This is a genomic window from Bacillus sp. Bvel1, from assembly GCF_014872755.1.
GTDB classification, from domain to species: Bacteria; Bacillota; Bacilli; order Bacillales; family Bacillaceae; genus Bacillus; species Bacillus velezensis.
Map to the genome: position 1 here is coordinate 312919 of NZ_JAAOBZ010000007.1, position 18362 is coordinate 331280.

The 18362-nt window shown below is 45.7% G+C and carries 20 protein-coding genes; 1 reads left to right on the forward strand and 19 read right to left on the reverse strand.

Translation table 11 applies throughout. The features are described from left to right. Positions 1-10 precede the first annotated feature (10 nt). Positions 11-1321, reverse strand: a complete 1311-nt coding sequence (gene der / locus HAP68_RS10880) for a ribosome biogenesis GTPase Der (RefSeq protein WP_024085536.1) — start codon at positions 1319-1321, stop codon at positions 11-13. Positions 1322-1513: 192 nt separating this feature from the next. Further along, on the reverse strand, positions 1514-2116 hold the full coding sequence (locus tag HAP68_RS10885; RefSeq protein ID WP_003153431.1) for a YphA family membrane protein: 603 nt from the start codon (positions 2114-2116) through the stop codon (positions 1514-1516). Positions 2117-2192: 76 nt separating this feature from the next. Between HAP68_RS10885 and HAP68_RS10890 the strand changes: the two genes are divergently transcribed. Beyond that, a complete protein-coding gene (locus HAP68_RS10890; RefSeq protein ID WP_003153429.1) occupies positions 2193-2324 on the forward strand; it encodes a YpzI family protein in 132 nt (43 codons plus the stop codon). Between the two features lie 34 nt (positions 2325-2358). On the opposite strand, the gene fni is transcribed toward HAP68_RS10890, so the two are convergent. The 17 genes from fni to HAP68_RS10975 form a co-directional block, all read right to left on the reverse strand. Next, positions 2359-3408, reverse strand: coding sequence for a type 2 isopentenyl-diphosphate Delta-isomerase (gene fni / locus HAP68_RS10895; RefSeq protein WP_015388064.1), 1050 nt, complete (start codon positions 3406-3408; stop codon positions 2359-2361). Between the two features lie 14 nt (positions 3409-3422). Beyond that, positions 3423-4571: a 30S ribosomal protein S1 gene (rpsA, locus tag HAP68_RS10900; protein WP_003153426.1), complete on the reverse strand. Its 1149-nt coding sequence runs from the start codon at positions 4569-4571 to the stop codon at positions 3423-3425. 227 nt (positions 4572-4798) lie between these two features. Beyond that, on the reverse strand, positions 4799-5473 hold the full coding sequence (gene cmk, locus HAP68_RS10905; RefSeq protein ID WP_014305316.1) for a (d)CMP kinase: 675 nt from the start codon (positions 5471-5473) through the stop codon (positions 4799-4801). A gap of 78 nt (positions 5474-5551) precedes the next feature. Further along, a complete protein-coding gene (locus HAP68_RS10910; protein WP_003153420.1) occupies positions 5552-5728 on the reverse strand; it encodes a YpfB family protein in 177 nt (58 codons plus the stop codon). A 46-nt stretch (positions 5729-5774) separates the two neighbouring features. Beyond that, on the reverse strand, positions 5775-6431 hold the full coding sequence (locus tag HAP68_RS10915) for a flagellar brake protein (protein ID WP_015388063.1): 657 nt from the start codon (positions 6429-6431) through the stop codon (positions 5775-5777). 86 nt (positions 6432-6517) lie between these two features. Further along, the gene (gene ypeB / locus HAP68_RS10920; protein WP_024085538.1) at positions 6518-7867 is read right to left on the reverse strand and encodes a germination protein YpeB; all 1350 of its coding nucleotides are present in this window, start codon (positions 7865-7867) and stop codon (positions 6518-6520) included. Positions 7868-7891: 24 nt separating this feature from the next. Beyond that, on the reverse strand, positions 7892-8761 hold the full coding sequence (sleB, locus tag HAP68_RS10925) for a spore cortex-lytic enzyme (protein WP_015388061.1): 870 nt from the start codon (positions 8759-8761) through the stop codon (positions 7892-7894). Between the two features lie 132 nt (positions 8762-8893). Next, positions 8894-9550 (reverse strand): glutamic-type intramembrane protease PrsW, encoded by a 657-nt coding sequence (gene prsW / locus HAP68_RS10930; RefSeq protein ID WP_003153415.1) that lies wholly within the window; start codon positions 9548-9550, stop codon positions 8894-8896. A gap of 95 nt (positions 9551-9645) precedes the next feature. Beyond that, a complete protein-coding gene (locus tag HAP68_RS10935; RefSeq protein ID WP_024085539.1) occupies positions 9646-10629 on the reverse strand; it encodes a YpdA family putative bacillithiol disulfide reductase in 984 nt (327 codons plus the stop codon). A gap of 105 nt (positions 10630-10734) precedes the next feature. Beyond that, the gene (gudB, locus tag HAP68_RS10940) at positions 10735-12009 is read right to left on the reverse strand and encodes an NAD-specific glutamate dehydrogenase (RefSeq protein WP_003153413.1); all 1275 of its coding nucleotides are present in this window, start codon (positions 12007-12009) and stop codon (positions 10735-10737) included. A gap of 160 nt (positions 12010-12169) precedes the next feature. Continuing rightward, positions 12170-12754 carry a genetic competence negative regulator gene (locus HAP68_RS10945; RefSeq protein WP_003153412.1) on the reverse strand — a complete coding sequence of 195 codons (585 nt, stop codon included), beginning with the start codon at positions 12752-12754 and terminating at the stop codon, positions 12170-12172. Positions 12755-12905: 151 nt separating this feature from the next. Further along, entirely contained in the window at positions 12906-13694 is a 789-nt protein-coding gene (locus HAP68_RS10950) for a metallophosphoesterase (protein ID WP_024085540.1), read from the reverse strand. An 86-nt stretch (positions 13695-13780) separates the two neighbouring features. After that, positions 13781-14239, reverse strand: a complete 459-nt coding sequence (locus HAP68_RS10955) for a YpbF family protein (protein ID WP_007409443.1) — start codon at positions 14237-14239, stop codon at positions 13781-13783. A gap of 68 nt (positions 14240-14307) precedes the next feature. Next, the gene (locus HAP68_RS10960; RefSeq protein WP_003153409.1) at positions 14308-15078 is read right to left on the reverse strand and encodes a LysM peptidoglycan-binding domain-containing protein; all 771 of its coding nucleotides are present in this window, start codon (positions 15076-15078) and stop codon (positions 14308-14310) included. Next, a complete protein-coding gene (locus HAP68_RS10965; RefSeq protein ID WP_014305323.1) occupies positions 15056-15643 on the reverse strand; it encodes a CPBP family intramembrane glutamic endopeptidase in 588 nt (195 codons plus the stop codon). Before HAP68_RS10965 ends, HAP68_RS10960 begins: the two co-directional genes overlap by 23 nt. A 14-nt stretch (positions 15644-15657) precedes the next feature. Then, entirely contained in the window at positions 15658-17148 is a 1491-nt protein-coding gene (locus HAP68_RS10970; protein ID WP_014305324.1) for a RecQ family ATP-dependent DNA helicase, read from the reverse strand. Continuing rightward, a complete protein-coding gene (locus tag HAP68_RS10975) occupies positions 17141-18199 on the reverse strand; it encodes a YpbB family protein (RefSeq protein WP_014305325.1) in 1059 nt (352 codons plus the stop codon). Before HAP68_RS10975 ends, HAP68_RS10970 begins: the two co-directional genes overlap by 8 nt. Positions 18200-18362: the final 163 nt, after the last annotated feature.

Below are 18362 nucleotides of genomic sequence, written 5' to 3' on the forward strand. Positions count from 1 at the left end.
TCACACCTTTTTATTTTCTTGCTCTTGCAAATATTTTAATTGGCGTACCTTCAAATCCGAAAGCGTCCCGGATTCGGTTTTCTAAAAAGCGTTCATAAGAAAAATGCATCAGTTCCGGATCGTTGACAAAAACAACGAAGCTCGGCGGCTTAACAGCGACTTGAGTCGCATAATAAATTTTCAGACGGGAGCCGTTGTGCGTCGGAGTCGGATTCATGGCGACCGCATCCATGATGACATCATTTAAGACATTTGTCTGCACGCGGAGAGAGTGATTTTCACTCGCTTTAATAATCGCAGGCATGAGTGTATGAATCCGCTTTGTCGTCAGTGCCGACATAAACAGCATCGGCGCATAATCGAGAAATTGGAAATGCTCCCGAATATTCTGTTCAAATTCTTTCATCGTGCGCTCGTCCTTATCAACGGCATCCCATTTGTTTACGATAATGACGACGGCTTTCCCGGCTTCATGGGCATATCCGGCGATCCGCTTGTCCTGCTCAAGGATGCCTTCTTCTGCATTCAGCACAACGCCGACGACGTCTGAGCGGTCAATGGCTTTTAACGCCCGCAGCACACTGTATTTTTCTGTTGTTTCATATACTTTACCCTTTTTTCTCATTCCCGCCGTGTCAACGATTACAAATTCCTGCTGATTGTAAGTGAACGCCGTATCCACAGCATCTCTAGTCGTTCCGGCTACGTTGCTCACGATAACCCGCTCTTCGCCGAGCATCGCATTGACAAGGGATGATTTTCCGACATTCGGGCGGCCGATCAGGCAGAATTGAACGACATCATCACTGTACTTCGTCTCCGGAATGTTTTTAAAATGCTCGGCACAAGCATCGAGCAAATCTCCCAATCCTAAACCGTGTGTCCCCGAAATCGGATACGGTTCTCCAAAGCCGAGCGCATAAAAGTCATAGATGTTCGCTCTCATTTCGGTATTATCTAATTTATTAACGGCTAATACGACCGGTTTTTTCGTCCGGTACAGTATTTTTGCCACTTCTTCATCCGCAGACGTCACACCTTCGCGGCCGTTCACCATAAAGATGATCACATCAGCCTCGTCCATGGCGATTTCAGCCTGCTGGCGGATCTGTGTCAGAAACGGCTCGTCTCCGATATCAATTCCGCCCGTATCAATCAGGTTAAAATCATAATTCAGCCATTCCGCCGAACTGTATATCCGGTCCCGCGTCACTCCGGGGGTATCTTCTACTATTGAAATTCTTTCACCCGCAATCCGGTTAAAGATTGTGGATTTTCCCACATTCGGTCTTCCGACAATGGCTACGACAGGTTTACCCATAGTACCCTTCCTTTCAATCCAGCCGCTTACATTTTCACAAAAAATTGTTCAACCGGTTATTAATAATCATCTTCGCTATGAAAAGAACCCTTCAAACAGAAGGGCTTAACTCATTTATTATATCAGTTTTCACTGAGATCACAATGTATTCTTCAAAATGTTTCGCATTCATGTAACAGTCTCCGTCTGTTTTCAAGACATTTTTGTCGCTCCTTTGCCCTGCTTTTTGCTTTTTTGGCTGATGCGCGCCGCAAGCTGTTCATATGTAGTCAGCCCGACGAGAAGAATCACTCCCGCCGAACAGCCTGATAGCCATTTATAATCACCGACGGCTGCTGCCCCCGCAATGTTGCGGATGACCGCAGCATACAATAACTCCCCCTGGCACATGCCGAGAACAAAAAGACAAAGCCTCTCAGGGAACCGCCCCTCAACAGAAAGCGTAATAACGGTAAGCAGTATAACCGCTGCCCATTCAGGTTTTATGATAAACCAAACAGGGTCATATAATGCAAAAAGAAAAATAAAGCCGTACGCCGCAGCCGCCGTCAGATGAATCACAATATGACGGAGCCGTTTATGCATGCCGAGGCTTCCCGCATAAACAAATGCCGCAGCAAAAAACATGACATATGCCGCGTTCAGCGTAAAATAAGCCGTTATCTGATGTATGCTTGCCATCATATTAGTCAAAATAAAGACTGATACGTAAAAACGGCTTTTTGTTTTGGCAAAAATAAAAGTCGCAAGTATCCATAAAAACCACATTGACCAGTAATAATAAAACGGTTCCATAATCGCTCCTCCTCTGACCAGTATGGAGCGGGAACGCATTTTTTAAACCAATTATGCCTGAAAGGAGCGGATAAAAATGGGAAAAGACAGACAGGAGAAAAAACTGAAAGCCTCCCGCCGGGTGGAATCTGATCGCGATGATTCAATTCACCATAAAGGAGCGACGAGCCTTGAACAAAACGGTGAATTCCGAAAAAGAAAATCGTAAAAAACAGAGAAAGGCATGCGGGTTCGCATGCCTTTTAACGTCTGCTGAAACGGGATGTGTCAATCCCCCGTTCCGAAAGCCAGTGATGTGTGTCACCTTTTATGACCAAAGGCGCCTTTTGCAATTGGGCAACCGATTGGCACCCGAGGGCGGTCATAATCATTTTCAGCTCTTGTAAAAGCGCCGTCATCTCGTCAAACAGCCCCTCTTCTCCTTTGGAGGTGAGAGCTTTCAGGAAGGTGCCGGCCATTCCCGCGCCAGAAGCGCCGAGGGCAATCGATTTGGCGACATCCAAGGCACTTTGCAGCCCGCCGGATGCGATAATTGATTGATCAGCGGAGAGCGAGTGGATTTCCGCTAAGCTTGCGGCAGTGGAAATTCCCCACGTATTAAAAAATTGAAGCGCCTTCTCTCTGCGCATATTTTCAATCTTAGAGAAATTTGTACCGCCGTATCCGCCGGCATCAACTGCTGCCGCACCGGCATCAAATAACTGCCGTGCCGACTCCCTGCTCATTCCGAAGCCGACTTCTTTGACAAAAACGGGAACTCCCGCTTCCGCCGCAATCCGCTCAATACGGCCGAGAGCGCCGGTAAAGCTTCTGTCTCCCTCCGGCATGACGATCTCCTGAATCACATTTAAATGAATCTGGAGGGCATCCGCTTGAATCATATCAATTGCTCTTTTTGCCTGCTCGGCATCCGCCTCGCTGCCTAAATTGGCAAATATCAGCCCGTCCGGATTCTCTTTTCTGACGATCTCGTAAGAATACCGTTCGGAGGGATCTTTTAAAGCCGACATTTGCGAACCGACAGCCAGCGGCATGCCGGCTTTGCGCGCGGCTCTTGCCAGCGATCTGTTAATTTCGTATGTAAGCTGTCCGCCGCCGCCTGTCATCGCATTGATAAAAATCGGCGAACTGCTTGTGAGTCCGCCGATTTTCGTTGATATATCCACTTTTTCCAATGCTAGGTTCGGTAGGCTGACATGAACAAACGTAATATCATCAAGCCCCGTTTCCCGGTTTTGGCCGGTAGACAGCGCATGATTTATATGTTCTCTTTTTCGTTCTGCTCGTGTCACGTTTTATCACCAATTTATTTTAATTTATTAAGCTTGTCTCCGATTAAATCGCCAAGCTGGAAGCCGGTGCTCGGCTCTTCTTTCGCCTGGTATTGACGGAAGTCCTCCTGATCGGCTTTCGGCGCTTCTTCAAGCTCACGCATGCTTAAGGAAATGCGCTCTTCGCTTTCGTTCACGTCCAGCACTTTCACTTTAACAGTCTGTCCTTCTTCAAGCACTTCATGCGGGGTTCCGATATGTTTATTGGAAATTTGCGAAATGTGCACAAGTCCTTCCACGCCCGGAAGAATTTCAACGAAGGCGCCGAAGCTTACAAGGCGCTGCACTTTTCCTTCAAGCACATCTCCCTGTTTTACCTTTTCGCCGATCTGGCTCCAAGGTCCCGGCAGCGTTTCTTTAATAGATAAAGAAATACGCTCGTTATCGCGGTCTACGGACAGCACTTTCACTTTTACGTCCTGACCTTCTTCCACCACGTCAGACGGTTTTTCGACGTGTGAATGAGACAGCTGCGAAATATGAACAAGCCCGTCAATTCCGCCGATGTCGACAAATGCGCCGAAATCAGTCAGACGCTGCACTTTTCCTTCAAGCACGCTTCCAACTTCAAGCGTTTGGAGAAAATCATGCTTTTTGGCTGTCTGTTCTTTTTCCACTACAGCCCGGTGTGACAGAATCACCCGGTTTTTATCACGGTCGAGTTCAACGACGATAAGAGAGAGGGTTTTCCCTTTATAGTCAGTGAAATCCTCGACGAAATGAGCTTCGACAAGTGATGCGGGAATGAAGCCGCGAACGCCGATATCAACGACGAGACCGCCTTTCACCACATCTTTCACTTCAGCTTCAAACACTTCTTTTGTGTCGAATTTTTTTTCAAGGTCTTCCCAAGCGCGGTCAGCATCAACGGCACGTTTAGATAAAATCAAAGCATCGTCTTCCACTTTTGTTACTTTCAGGTCAAGCTCGTCGTCAACTTTTACGACATCCGATGCTTTCTCTACATGAAGACTTGATAATTCACTGATTGGAATGATTCCGGACTGTTTGACATTGACAATTTCGACATCTACATGCTTGTCCTCTACCTTTGTCACAATCCCTTTTACTACATCTCCAACCTCTGGCACTTGAACATCAATTTGATTCATTTCCTCTGTCATTTGAATAACCTCCTTGGTCCAAACCTACACAGCTTAATTAATACGGTTTGAAAGCTGAACATGTGAATGTCCGCTTTTCAGCCGAATATGTATTAAAGAATCATCCAAAAAAGATTTTGAATGATCAATAAAAAGTTTTATTAGTATTAACTTCTAATAAAAGGACTGGTTTGTCAAGCAATAACATCTTGTCTTTTGAAAAAAATTAAAAAGCGCTCCGCCCGAAGTTAACGTGATTTCTGTTCGACGATCTCCAGAATTTTTCCTGCGACTTCGGCAATGCTGAGTGACGTCGTATCGATTTCAATCGCGTCTTCCGCTTTGCGCAGCGGGGAAACTTCCCTCTCTGAATCGAGTTTGTCGCGTCTGGCAATTTCTTCAATGAGCGTCTCGTAATTCACGTCATAGCCTTTTTTCTTATTCTCTTCATATCGGCGCTTCGCTCTTTCCTCTACGGACGCGAGCAGAAAAATTTTCACTTCGGCATCAGGCAGCACGTGAGTACCGATATCACGGCCGTCCATGACGACACCGCCTTTTTGTCCGAGCTGCTGCTGTCTTTTGACCATTTCTTCTCTGACGCCTTTATGCTTGGCGGCGATGGATACTTGGTTGCTGACTTCGTCTTTTCGGATTTCTTCTGTCACATCTTCTCCGTTTACGAGAACGATTTGTCCTTCCGGAGCGGATACAAGCTCAATTTCCGTACGCTTCAAAAGCTCTGTAAGCGCGGCTTCATCGGTTAAATCGGCATTCTGCTTGAGCGCCGTATATGTAATGGCACGATACATCGCCCCTGTATCAATGTACACATATGATTTTTTCTCAGCTACTATTTTAGCAACGGTGCTTTTTCCGGCAGCGGCCGGCCCGTCGATCGCAATTGATAATTTCTTGTCCATAATCTCTCTCCTTGCTCTTTACTCCTCTATGGATTGTATCATGAACTGCCGGAAAAGGGGCGAAAAAATTGAGCTGATTTACCGCTTTACCGTTTCAATCCATTCTTTTTTCTCCATTTTATCAACTCCCTCATATTTCACAGCTTTCGAAATATAAGGTTCAATAGGCTGATAATGAAGCAAAAACTGCACCGCGCCCAAAATTATAAGCTGAATGCAGACCAATTTGACCAGCAGACGTTCAAACGTTTTCATACACGCGCACCTCCATTAGGATTAGTATGGAAAAGTGCGCTGCTGTTTATTCCGACAGACTGTTTCTTCTCTGCTGCAGCTGCGCGCGCATACAATATTGGAGTAAAAGCTGCTGCGCTGCGGGGCCGATTTCTGTAAATTCAAGCGTCATTTTTTGTTTATCCGCCTTTTCATCATAAAAAATCCGCTGGGTAAGAGCCTCGGCCGTTATATCCGCCTCATTTTCCTTGCCGGGAAGAGAAAATGAGACATACAGCTTTTCACCTGGTTCCGCGGAAATATGCTCAGGCATCACAACAGCGATTCCGCCGGCGCTGATATTAGAGGAAACCGTTTGAAAAGCGGTTTTTTTCGCTTCCATTTTGACGGATACATCCAATACTGCGTCTGCACGGACGTATCGGCGTCTTTGAATCCGCTTCATTTCCTCCTGAGGGGGGATGTCCAATCCGATCATCGGGATGGGTTCTTTTTTCTTTCCTTTAATTATGCTTTTAAATTGATACGGTACTTGGCCATTCCCCATAAATTCCGCTGTTATTTCCAATCCTTTATGCAAAAAGACCGTCCGTCCCGAATCCAGATCGACGGGATATGAGATGTGGAGTTCGCCGTTTTCAACGCTTACTGCTTTACTCCTCGCTTTTTTGGGCTCATTGTTCTCTATGTATTCAATCCAAATATAATCTCCGACAGCTATCATGGCCTTCACTCTTTCATTATTTATGCTTTTATTAAAGCATGTAATGAAAAAAAGGAAAAGACTTTTAGTCCTTTCCTCCTTTATTTTTATAGGTCTTTATATATAGGCTCTGCACTTTTTAATTTTTCTATTTTTTCCTCTTTTCCGTCATCCGCATTAATGAACATTTGATACGTGTCTTTCCCGATCGTCCCGAGCATTTCGTAGCAAAGCACTTCCTGACCGAGTTCATTCGTGATCAGCGCCTGCCGGGTCTCCCGCACTTCAACATTTTTATTCAGCTTCGCTTTCGCTTCATCAGCTGACAAAGCGGGAGCCGGAATCGTTCTCGTGCGGTGCGCCGCCAGGTAATCACGCGCGGAAAAACCGACGACTTCACCATCATCCAGCGCCACTTTCATTCGGATGGCTTCCGGATAAATGCGGACGTTTTTCTCCACGGGAATAAAAGAAAAGACGCCGATGTTATTATATTGCGCGCTTTCATCAATTTCGAGGCCTTTTGTTTCATATCCGTTTTTCTTTAAAAACGCGACAGCCCGGTTAGATGCTTCATTGAGGCTGATCTTTTGTTTCTTCACGGCCCGTTTTTGAATCAAATAGACAGGATGTCCCCCTTTTTGGGTAATATCCATATAGATAAAAGATTTGTGATCCGCGTCATTCATGCGGATACTGTATACATCCCGATTCGTCTTCCGGCCGCTTTTGACCACTTTAATGGAATAATTATGATCAGGCGCAAACCGTTGTGCGATTTTTACCGCTTCTTTTTCCGTAATTTGTTTTCCTTTCAGATGCGTAAAACCTTTTCGTTCTGTATTTGCTCCCGTAAATGTGGGGCTGATGCTGCCTTCAGAAAAAGCGCCTACATTTTTTTCGACTGTTTTAAAGCTGTCGACGATCGTATTATCGCTTTGTTTTTTGTCAGAGGCGAGCGCCATTTCAACATCCATCCACCGTAAATTTTTGCTCATGACGAGATGCTGAACGCTGCGAAGCTGGTTTTGAATGTTCTCCGCCTGTTTGTACAGGCTGTTCAGTGTTGTATATTCTTTCTTATCAAGCGGTTTTTGGTCTAAATCCCGGACGGATGTTTTATAGCTGAAATCTCCTATATTGGATAAAAACTCCTCCGTCTTATTAAAAGGCATGAGAGTCAGGGGCAGCTGGCTCACATTGTTATGCGCTTCAGATGTAATTCTCCATACATCAATGAGCGCCGGAGACAGAGATTTTTTACTGTTCATCGCAAGCGTCGTCCCGATTTTGTCGTGAAGCTGATCAACATGGTACGTCAGTTCATGAAAAGCCCTCTGATAATTATTTTCCGCGTGCAGAAGGACCGCATCTTTTTCCTGATGCTCTTTATATCCCCAGTATCCGGTTGCGGCGATCGCGACACCGAGAACAGCGATAATGATTCCTCTAATCATGTTAACACCTCATTTTGCGTACTTTTACTCACAGAAAATGTGCTTTCCGATTCTTTTAATCTGCGGACGTCCCCAAATCCATTTGCTTGTCGCCGTATCAGGATTGAAATAATAAAGCGCGTTTTCAGAAGGGTCCCATCCGTTAATCGCATCAAGAACCGCTTCTTTTGCTCTTTCATTCGGCTGCATGTATATTTGGCCGTCGGCAACGGCGGTAAACGCGAGCGGTTCGAAAATGACGCCGGCCACCGTATTCGGAAATAACGGGCTTTTAATACGGTTTAAAATAACCGCGGCAATGGCAACCTGTCCTTCAAACGGCTCACCGCGCGCTTCCCCGTACACAGCCTGCGCCAGAAGATTGATGTCGTTGTTTGAGAAACCGCCAGGCATATTGGCCGCTGTCGTATTTTGCTTTTGATTTGACTGACCGCCTGTATTGTTTTGCGGCTTTTGAGCAGGCTTATTCGTTCCCGCCGGCTTCTGCGCTCCGGCTCTCGGTTTTGTTTGGTTTTCCAATGGGACGTTGCCATAATGAGTGAACGTATTCCCTTTTTGGATCTGCTCCATTACATATTCACGGTAATATTTTGATTTTGAAATCAGCACCTGTTTGGTTTTCGCCCCGACTAGGCCGTCAACCGGCTTCATGCCGAATTTCTCCTGAAAATTTCTCACGGCCCAGTATGTGGTCCAGCCGTAAACACCATCGATTTTCCCGTTATAAAATCCGTTATATTGAAGACGGGCCTGCAATTCTATAACATCATCACCCGTCGCGCCTCTTTGAATCACTTGATTTGAAAACGCATGAACCGTTTCATGATGATCGAAGAAAGCGGCGGCGAAAGAAAATAGAATGAGACATGCCATAAAGGCTCCTTTGCACTTCATCTCTTCAAGCCTCCTACTGCAAAATTTAAAGTGTATCCGTATTGTCTGTCACGCGGATATTTTTATACACCGTTTCCTTCTTATCCCTCATCAAGGCATAAAAAAAGAAACCGCACGCGATGCGCGGTTTCTTCACACTTGGATCATATTGACGGAGCGTGCTTTTTTTGCCTTTCGCAGCCCGAACCACCATAAAAACAGCATAAACGGCAGCATATAATATACCCAATGATTGAGGGCGGTAAGAATAAAATCGTAAGAACCGTGCAGACATGAAGGCACGGCCAGCGAAATCACAAGCCATTTGACACGGGCTTTTTTCTGCGAAAAGCGGGCTTTTCCGAGATAAAATCCCATAATCACTCCGATCAGCGCATGGCAGGAGACCGGCAGAAGCGCTCTTATAAAAGCATGCTCAACGCCGTGGCCGAATAAATACAGAATATTTTCAAGTGTGGCAAAGCCTAAAGACACACTGGCCCCGTAAACGATTCCGTCATAATGCTCATCAAAATGAGCATGCGGGTACACACTGATCATCAGAACGAACCATTTCACCGATTCTTCCAAAAATCCCGAAGACAAAAACGAAACGAAAAAGCTTCCTCCCCCCACATGCTCTTTTTCAAGAACATATTGGATAAACATGGTCGGAAACACAAGGACAACCCCGAGAAAAAAAGACCTCAGCACCATATGTACAGGTTCATTGTCATACTGATCTTTTAAATAAAAATAGCTTAACAGCGCAATGCCGGGAGCAATTCCTGCAGAGATGATTGCAAACATCAGGCAACCTCTTTCCTTTATATTCCTATATCTATGGTACCATGTTGTTCATATTTTTACATCTTTCAATTTTTTAAAAAAGAGCATATGAATGATCATATGCTCTCTGCACCCAGCCGTTTTGATATTTCGTTTGCGATCAAGCCGCCGTGAAAACGGCCGTTCTCGATAAAAATTTCATTGGCGTTATTTCCAGCCGCAATGACTCCGGCGATAAAAACACCGTCAACATTTGTTTCCATCGTTTCTTCCCGGAAAAACGGCCGGCCTGATTCAGCATCAATCTGCACCCCGATTTTTTCGAGGAAACCGTGATCGGGATGGTACCCCGTCATGGCAAATACGAAATCGTTTTTCAGCCGGACCGTCTCATTTCGGCCGGAGCGGAAAATGATTTCATCTTCCGTCACTTCTTCAAGACAAGCGCCGAATTCCATCCGGATTGTGCCGTTTCTGACAAGGGCCTCAAACTCAGGCAGAATCCACGGCTTGATGCTCGGGGAATACTCATGTCCTCTGTAGAGCACCGTGACGCGCGCACCGGACTTCACGAGTTCCAAAGCCGCGTCCACACTTGAGTTTTTCCCGCCGATCACAGCAACATCTTTATCAAAATAAGGATGGCCTTCTTTAAAGTAATGAAATACCTTAGGAAGCCCTTCACCCGGTATGTTCATATAATTCGGATGATCATAATATCCTGTCGCAATGATACAAAACGGAGTGAGGTAGCGGTCTTTTGACGTTTCTACAAGAAAACGGCCGTCTTCCTGTTTCGTTACGCGTTCCACCGTTTCAAAGGCGTTTACGCGCAGCTCTTTTCTTCTGACAACCTCTCTGTAGTAAGAGAGAGCCTGTATTCGGACCGGTTTTCTGTTTTCCGTAATAAAGGCGACATCGCCGATCTCCAATTTTTCACTTGAACTGAAAAAAGTTTGGTGGGTCGGATAGTTATAAATGCTGTTTACGACATTCCCTTTTTCGATCACAAGCGCGTTCACGCCAATTTGCTTCAGATGTATAGCCGCCGATAATCCGCAAGGACCTCCGCCTATTATAATTGCTTTTTCTTCTGTCATGTCCTTCAACTCCTGCGATTGGCATTTCCATCATAAGTTTCCACTCATATAAAAAATCTCCTATATTATCATAGGAGATTTTTTTTGTTTATGCAAACGATTGGTTTATATCCAGCCTCTGAAACGCGAAGCCTCAGCCATTTTCCGCACGCCGACCATGTAAGCCGCAAGCCTCATGTCAATCCGGCGGTTTTGGGACATTTCATAAATATTATTAAACGATTTTATCATCATATTTTCCAGTTTTTCCTCGACTTCTTCTTCACTCCAGTAGAAGCCCTGGTTGTTTTGAACCCATTCGAAATAAGAAACCGTTACACCGCCGGCGCTCGCCAGAACATCGGGAACCAGCAGCGTTCCTTTGTCTGTCAGGATTTTCGTTCCTTCCAGTGTCGTCGGTCCGTTTGCCGCTTCTACCACGATTTTCGCTTTGATGCGGTCAGCGTTTTCTTCTGTAATTTGGTTTTCGATCGCCGCCGGGACAAGTATATCACAGTCCAGCTCAAGCAGCTCCTGATTCGTAATGGTGTCATTGAAAAGCTTCGTCACCGTTCCGAAACTGTCTCTGCGGTCAAGCAGATAATCAATATCAAGACCGTCCGGATCGTAAAGGCCTCCGTACGCGTCAGAAATTCCGACAACTTTCGCGCCGGCGTCATGCATAAACTTGGCCAGATAGCTGCCCGCATTTCCGAAACCTTGTACGACGACACGCGCGTTCTGAATATCGAGACCTTTTTTCTTAGCCGCTTCTTTTATGCAGATGGTGACGCCTTTTGCCGTCGCTGATTCCCTGCCGTGGGATCCGCCGAGTACAAGCGGTTTTCCTGTAATAAAGCCGGGTGAGTTAAATTCATCAATTCTTGAATATTCATCCATCATCCAAGCCATAATCTGTGAGTTTGTAAATACGTCAGGTGCCGGGACGTCTTTAGTCGGTCCGACAATCTGACTGATTGCTCTTACATATCCCCTGCTCAGCCTTTCAAGCTCTCTGAATGACATATTTCTCGGATCACAAACAATTCCGCCTTTACCACCGCCATAAGGAAGATCAATAATTCCGCATTTTAAACTCATCCAGATGGAAAGTGCTTTCACCTCTTTTTCAGTTACATTCGGGTGAAAACGAATGCCGCCTTTTGTCGGACCTACGGAATCATTGTGCTGCGCACGATAGCCTGTAAATATTTTCACAGACCCGTCATCCATCCGAACAGGAATTTTAACCGTTAATAATCTGAGCGGCTCTTTCAGCAGTTCATACACTTCTTCTGGATACCCCAATTTTTCCAGAGCTTTATGTATTACGGTTTGGGTTGATTTTAATACATCATGTTTGTCTTCTTCATTATGACCGGTGAATCGATCGGCTGCCATTTGAGTTAACCTCCTAAAATCTTCTGTTTCTCTCATGCTCCCTTTCAGTGACTAGTATACACCTTCAATATCTCCGTGCATAGAAGAAAGACAATGATTTTTCCATTATTTCGCTTAAAAAAAGACGGCCGCTGAAAACAGCTGCCGTTTCAAATCTTTTTTATGAAAAATGTTTCTGGATGGTTTCCACAGCATTGCCGTCCATGATGAGTTTTCCGTACTCATGGAGCCTGTAAATCGTAATTGTCGCCGGGTGTCCGTATTCAGCCAGCACCGCGATGACGCCTTCGGCGGAACGGGAGCCGAGGTCTTCAAGGCTTACATAGTATTGGTTCTCATAGTGGTAGACGGTGCCGCCGGTAATCCCGATTCGGTGAAGGCTTCCGGCAAGCTGAATGATATCTTCAAACGAATGGAACTGATAAATAATATCCGGGCTTTCGTCAAGTTTGACCTGCATCTCGATATAATCATCGTCATATTCGTCATCTTCTGCGTCCGCGTCATGATTTTTCGTTACAATCACAACCATACCTTGTGCCTGAAGAGAATATACTTCCACCGCGATCGGACCATTCGCTTCAAAGCCGAGCTCTGTATTTGCTTCATTCATCATATCTTTAAATAACTGGTGGACTTTAAACGAGTCCTTCCAGAGGTCTTCTTTTGTCAGTCCCCGATCAGTCAGATCGTCGAGGGTTAAAAAGATTTTAATCTTATTATAGTTCAGACGCTCAAGCCGCATAATGTTCCCTCCTGCCTCTTCTTGCACACAAATCATATAACACAGTATATGAATAAATGAGTCATAGGTTCTTAATTTGTTATCAGTTTACACCGTGTACAGCGGGAAGACAAGCAGAATGCCGTTTTTTATCACCGCGGCCGGATTTGTTTCAGGAAAACGGCTCATCCGGTCCGCACAGCGTAATCATATGCGTCTCCGGCTTCGCCCCGAGCCTCAGCGGAACTTTTGTCGTCCCGTAGCCGTTGCTGATCAGGTAATGCGCTTTTTTTACCGTTCCCGTCCCGCCCAATTCGTACGGTCCGAACCGGCCGAAACGGATTTGGCCGCCATGCGTATGGCCGCTGAACACAGCGTCAATCCCGTCAGACTCCCTCATCTGCTCATGGATGTCAGGATTATGGCAAAGCAGGAGGTTTACTTTATCAGCATCCGTATATCTGATTGCAGCTTCGTAATCATCCATCATCATCCTGATATCATCCACCCCGCAGATCGTAACGTTTTCCCCTTTATAAGCAAACTGAACCGATTCATTTCTCAGCGGAATCACTTTGTATCCCCGTAAAAGTGAGAGCAATTTTTGCTGGCTGACCTCGTAATCATTATTTCCCCACACATAAATGACAGGCGCGAGAGCCGTCAGACGTTTGATGTTTTCTTCAATTCTGGCGTAAGGAACTCCGCCCTCCGCCAAATCACCGCCGAGCAAAACGGCATCCGGCTTATAAACTGCCGCTTCGCGGAGAAGCTTTTCATCAATTAAACGGCGGTGCACGTCAGATATAAAGAAGATGGTGAGCGGCTTCATCCCTTTCATTTTATCAAGCGTAAATGTATGTGTTTTCAGATGGCTGCCGTTTGCCGTTTTGTACATGACGGCCGCCATAACCGCAGCCGCTCCCGCCAATGAGCCGAGAATTCCCGCTGTTAGCTTCATAAACGCACTCTCCATTCTGTCATTGTCTTACATTAGACGGACAAACAAAAAAAGACGTTTCTATCCTTTCCGGAAAACGCCTCATTTTATTTGCTTTCAAAATAAAGATTGATATCATACCGATGTTTCATCAAGTGAAAAACAGATTCTCTCGCCCTCCATTTTTCAGGCTGGGGCCATAAATCCGTGCTTTTTTGGATAATTTCACATCTCAGTTTATGAAATTCACCCTCAGCTTTTTCTTCCTTTTTTTTAAAATAATAAGAAGTGCAATACGCAAAAGCGGAAGCCATAATCCAGCACAAATAAACCGTATGGCCTAATATTTCCTGCAGGATCAGCTGCGGAGAGGCTTGGGGGGCGTTAAAGCTTTTAAACATCAGCAGTATGCACATCAGGGAAAAACAAACGAGGGACGCCCACTGCCATCTTCGGCACTGTGCGGCATAATTTTCGTATTTTAATTTCCGTTTCACCAGCGCCTGAAGCATTTGTTTCGTCGGTCCGTCAGCAAATCGGTCTAATTGCTTCCATAAAGAATCCATGCGCTTCACACCTTGTCCGTTTTCATTGTTACACTATATGAAAAACGCGGTGAAAACATGCATTTATTTTAATCAGACAGCGGAATGTTCAGAACCTGGCCGGTGTACACGTCGTTTCCGTTTAATCCGTTGTAGCTGCGGATTTTTTCTTCGCCCGCCCGGCTTTTATAATATTTCATTGAAATGCGGTAAAGCGTTTCTTTCGGCTGTACAGTATGCTGTACGGTCCGCATTTTTTTCGGGACAGTCCCGGCTTGATCACTCGCGGCAGCCGGAGCCGCTTTTTCACGGACAGCCGGCGGAGACTGCTGTTTTGTCTCCGCGTATTCGGTGTCTGTCGGCTTTACTTGTTTTTCTGAGGACGTTTCCGTTTTTTCAGGTGTTTTTTCACTTGGTTTTTCTTTTGTTTTTTCAGATGCAGCCGCTTCTTTCTTATCTTTGTCGTCAGACTTTTTTTTCGGTTGTTCTAAAAGAGCGGTTTCTGACGTTTCTTTCTGAGCGCCTTTCGGAATAACGGCTGGCGCGCTTTCACTGTGGTCTATGAAGACATCTTCATAGTCCTTCGGGTCAAATCTGCTGCTGTTCGTCATATAAAGAAGACCGAAAAAGACACCGATTGTTACGATAATGAACAGGACGGTCAGAAAAGTGAACAGCGGCGTTTTTGTTTTGGTTTTTTCCTTCACCTGCTCTTCCTTTTTTTTACGCTCCTCTTTTACAGATTGTCTTGTCGGGAGGCTGTCTTCAAGATATTCAATTTGTTCATCCGCGGCCGCGGCAACCTGCTGCTCGGCACGCAGCTGAGCTTTTCTTCTTTCAACTCTTGACATTTCCGTCATGCAAACCCCTCCTAACATATTGAAAACGGATCTGACAGGCAAATACCGCATCAATAATAAAATGCGCTGTAACCGGAACGAATAAATTGCCGGTCCATTCATAGATAAGCCCCAGCAAAAGACTGATGCCCGCAACCATCATAAACAGAAGCCACTTCGCCAAGTATCTGAAATGAAGCACGGTAAAAATGAAGCTGGCGGCCCATAAGCCGATATGTGTCTGCAGAACGCCTCTGAACAAAATCTCTTCGCTGAACGAAATGAGAAGCGTCAAAAACAAAATGTGCAGAACCGGCCTGTTCTTAAAAAGCAATACATTAATGCCGCCGTCATCATATAAATGCGAAGGACACCATTTCATCACCGCCAGATCGGCAAAAATGACAAGGACGGCAAGAGTTACACCGTACCATATGATATTATCGTCACGTATATGCCACAGCTTTAAAAAATCGTGAATGTCGGTGAAAAAGAAAAAGCCGATAACAGCTGAAACCGCCAATATGAGCAATTGGGTGGCATACAGCTGTATCACAATCTCCCGGTCTGAGAGCTGCTGGATCAATTCGCTTTGCCGTCTCAGCTGAACTCACCCGCAGACTCTGAACCGAAAATCCGGCCTAATTCCAGCTTCCAATCTTCAAACCGTTCCATGTTTTTCCGTTCTCCTTTTTGCTCGTACGGAGCCAGATCAAGTCCGCAGCTGCTGCAGCATTGTCCGGTTTGGCCTTCAGGCTCATACGATTCATCAAAATAAGACAGCAGCGCTTTTCTTATACATTCTTTCCGCTCTAATAACGCCGAAAAACGGTTCATTTTACGCAGCTTCTTTTCCACGCGGTATGTCAGTTCTTCCTGCAGCTGCTCTTTTGTGGTTTTTCCTTGCAGATACAGATGGACGGCCGTTCGCGCCTGTGTTTCCTGGACGCCTTTATTGATCAGAACGTCCCGAAGCTTTCGCTCATCATCCGTACCGGCATCCCGTATGACGGCCAAAATGCCTTCCAGATCATAATCAGACAGGCTTTCTGTCTGAATAATCTGCTGCTGAAGCTCGGTATCGCCGGGCGCCCTCAGCAAAATACTGACACTCGGGCTGCCGTCGCGTCCCGCTCTGCCGATTTCCTGCATAAAGGCCTCAGCCGTTTGGGGAGGATAAAAGTGAATGACAAAGCGGATATCTGACTTATCCACACCCATGCCGAACGCATTGGTACAGCAGATGCAATCAAGCTGGTTATGGATAAATTGCTGCTGGATCAAGATTCTGTCCCCTGTATCCATTCCGCCGTGATAATAATCCGTCCGCTTTCCCGTTTTTTCATTCAGCTCAGCCGCAAGCTCTTCCGCCCATTTTCTGGTCGGACAATATATGATACCGGGGCCTTCAAGCTTTTCGGCAAGCTCCGTGAGCCTGTTTATTTTTTCGGCATTATCAGCCAAATGTTCTGCCGCCAGGAGAATATTCGGCCGGTTGACTGAATAAAGATGACGCACCGCATGCTCAAGTCCGAGCACATCCGTCACGTCTCTGAGCGTTTCTTTTGTCGCTGTTGCAGTCAGCGCCAATACAGGCGGCTTTCCGAGTGCCTGTCTGAAAGGCCCGAGCTTCGAATAATCAGGCCTGAAATCATGTCCCCATTCCGATATGCAATGAGCCTCATCAATAACAAATAAACTGACCGGAACGTTTTTCAAACGGTTCAGTACATAAGGTGAAGAAAGGGCTTCAGGAGACATATAGAGAAATTTATACCGGCTGATGTTGCTGAGAATAAAATGCCGCTCTGCGGAATTCAGCATGCTGTTTAATGCCGCAACCCGCTTTTCTCCTTTTGCTTTCAGCTGCTGCACCTGATCTTCCATTAATGAAAGAAGCGGTGAAATAATCAGCACCAGCCCGTCCATCATGTAACCCGGGAGCTGATAGCATAATGATTTCCCCCCGCCGGTCGGAAGCATGGCGATCGTATCCTTTTTTTGGAGCACGCTAGTCATAATCTCTTCCTGCCCTTTTTTAAAGGAATGCAAACCAAAATATCTGGATAAAGCTTTATGCAGCTCAGTCATGCTGATTCACCGTCTTTGCCAGCGCCAGCCTGATCTGGAAATAGCTGAAGCGCATCTGCATTCCTTCGCGAATCCGTTTAATTTTATTTGTTTGATGCTGTTTTGCAAATGCCGTTATCATACGCTGTTCCTCTTCAGAAAGATACTGTTCTATAAAAAATGCAGGCTGATGCAATGATATTTCTACGATATGATCTTCGATTGTGGCGGTTTTTAAATTTCTGACCGCGGCGATCCGTTCAATCGGAAACCCTTTTTCCAACAGCTCAAAGGTTTTTCTGGCAGACTGTGTCAGCGCGCTTTCCGCCTGCAGATCGGACAACAGCTCGCGCAGAGCGGGATATGCACATTGCGGAAGCGATTGAATAACATAATGTACCGCTCCCCAAAACTGGACGGACACATACCATTCATCTTCGTTCAGCTGGAGAGCGAGCTGCTTATTCGTTTTGCCGATTCTGTTGAATGAAGTTAAAGAATAGACAAAAATAAGCGCCTGCCGTTCACTTACGCCTTGCAGAAGCTGAAACAGCGCGTCGTGCATTTGTACGGAAAGCTCTTTAGCATCTCTGTTTTTCCGCATGAACCATTTGACCCATCTCAGCGTCTGCACATCGTTGGTAACCGGGATATATTGACTGCATTGATGCTCTTTGTTTGACAGGACTTGAATGAGCAGGGAAAGCCGCCTCCACAGGATGACGGCAGGCGTTTGATAATTTGCGCCGTGGCAGTGCTTCGGCCAAGGCCGCTCAGCAAACGCCCGTTCAAGCCTTTGAACGCCGCGCGCAGTCACTTTCCGCGTTCCCTCTTCTTTTCCGGCTGTGATGTATGAGTTCTCGGTGAGTCTATGCATAGAAGCCGCAATATCGCCGCGTTCACACTGTGAAGCCATGCCGAAATATTTAGCGATCTGAAATAAGCCGGCATCCTGAATGGTTTGAGACGACTTTTTTCCTTTTAATAAATGAAACACAGCACTCGGAGTCCGTTCGCCGTCTATTTTGTCCAGACAGTCGAGAACCACGGTATCAAAGTAGTTTATCGCCAATCTAAACACACCTACATTTCTTTTGTGACAAGTTTCGTTTTTTGGTTCTTTTTATTTTAACAGATTTTCATATAAATTTGACGTTTAAAGTCATCTTTTAGGGGGAAGTGCTAAAGAGAATCCCTTATGTGATAAGCATTCTCAATCATTTTTCTGTTGAAAT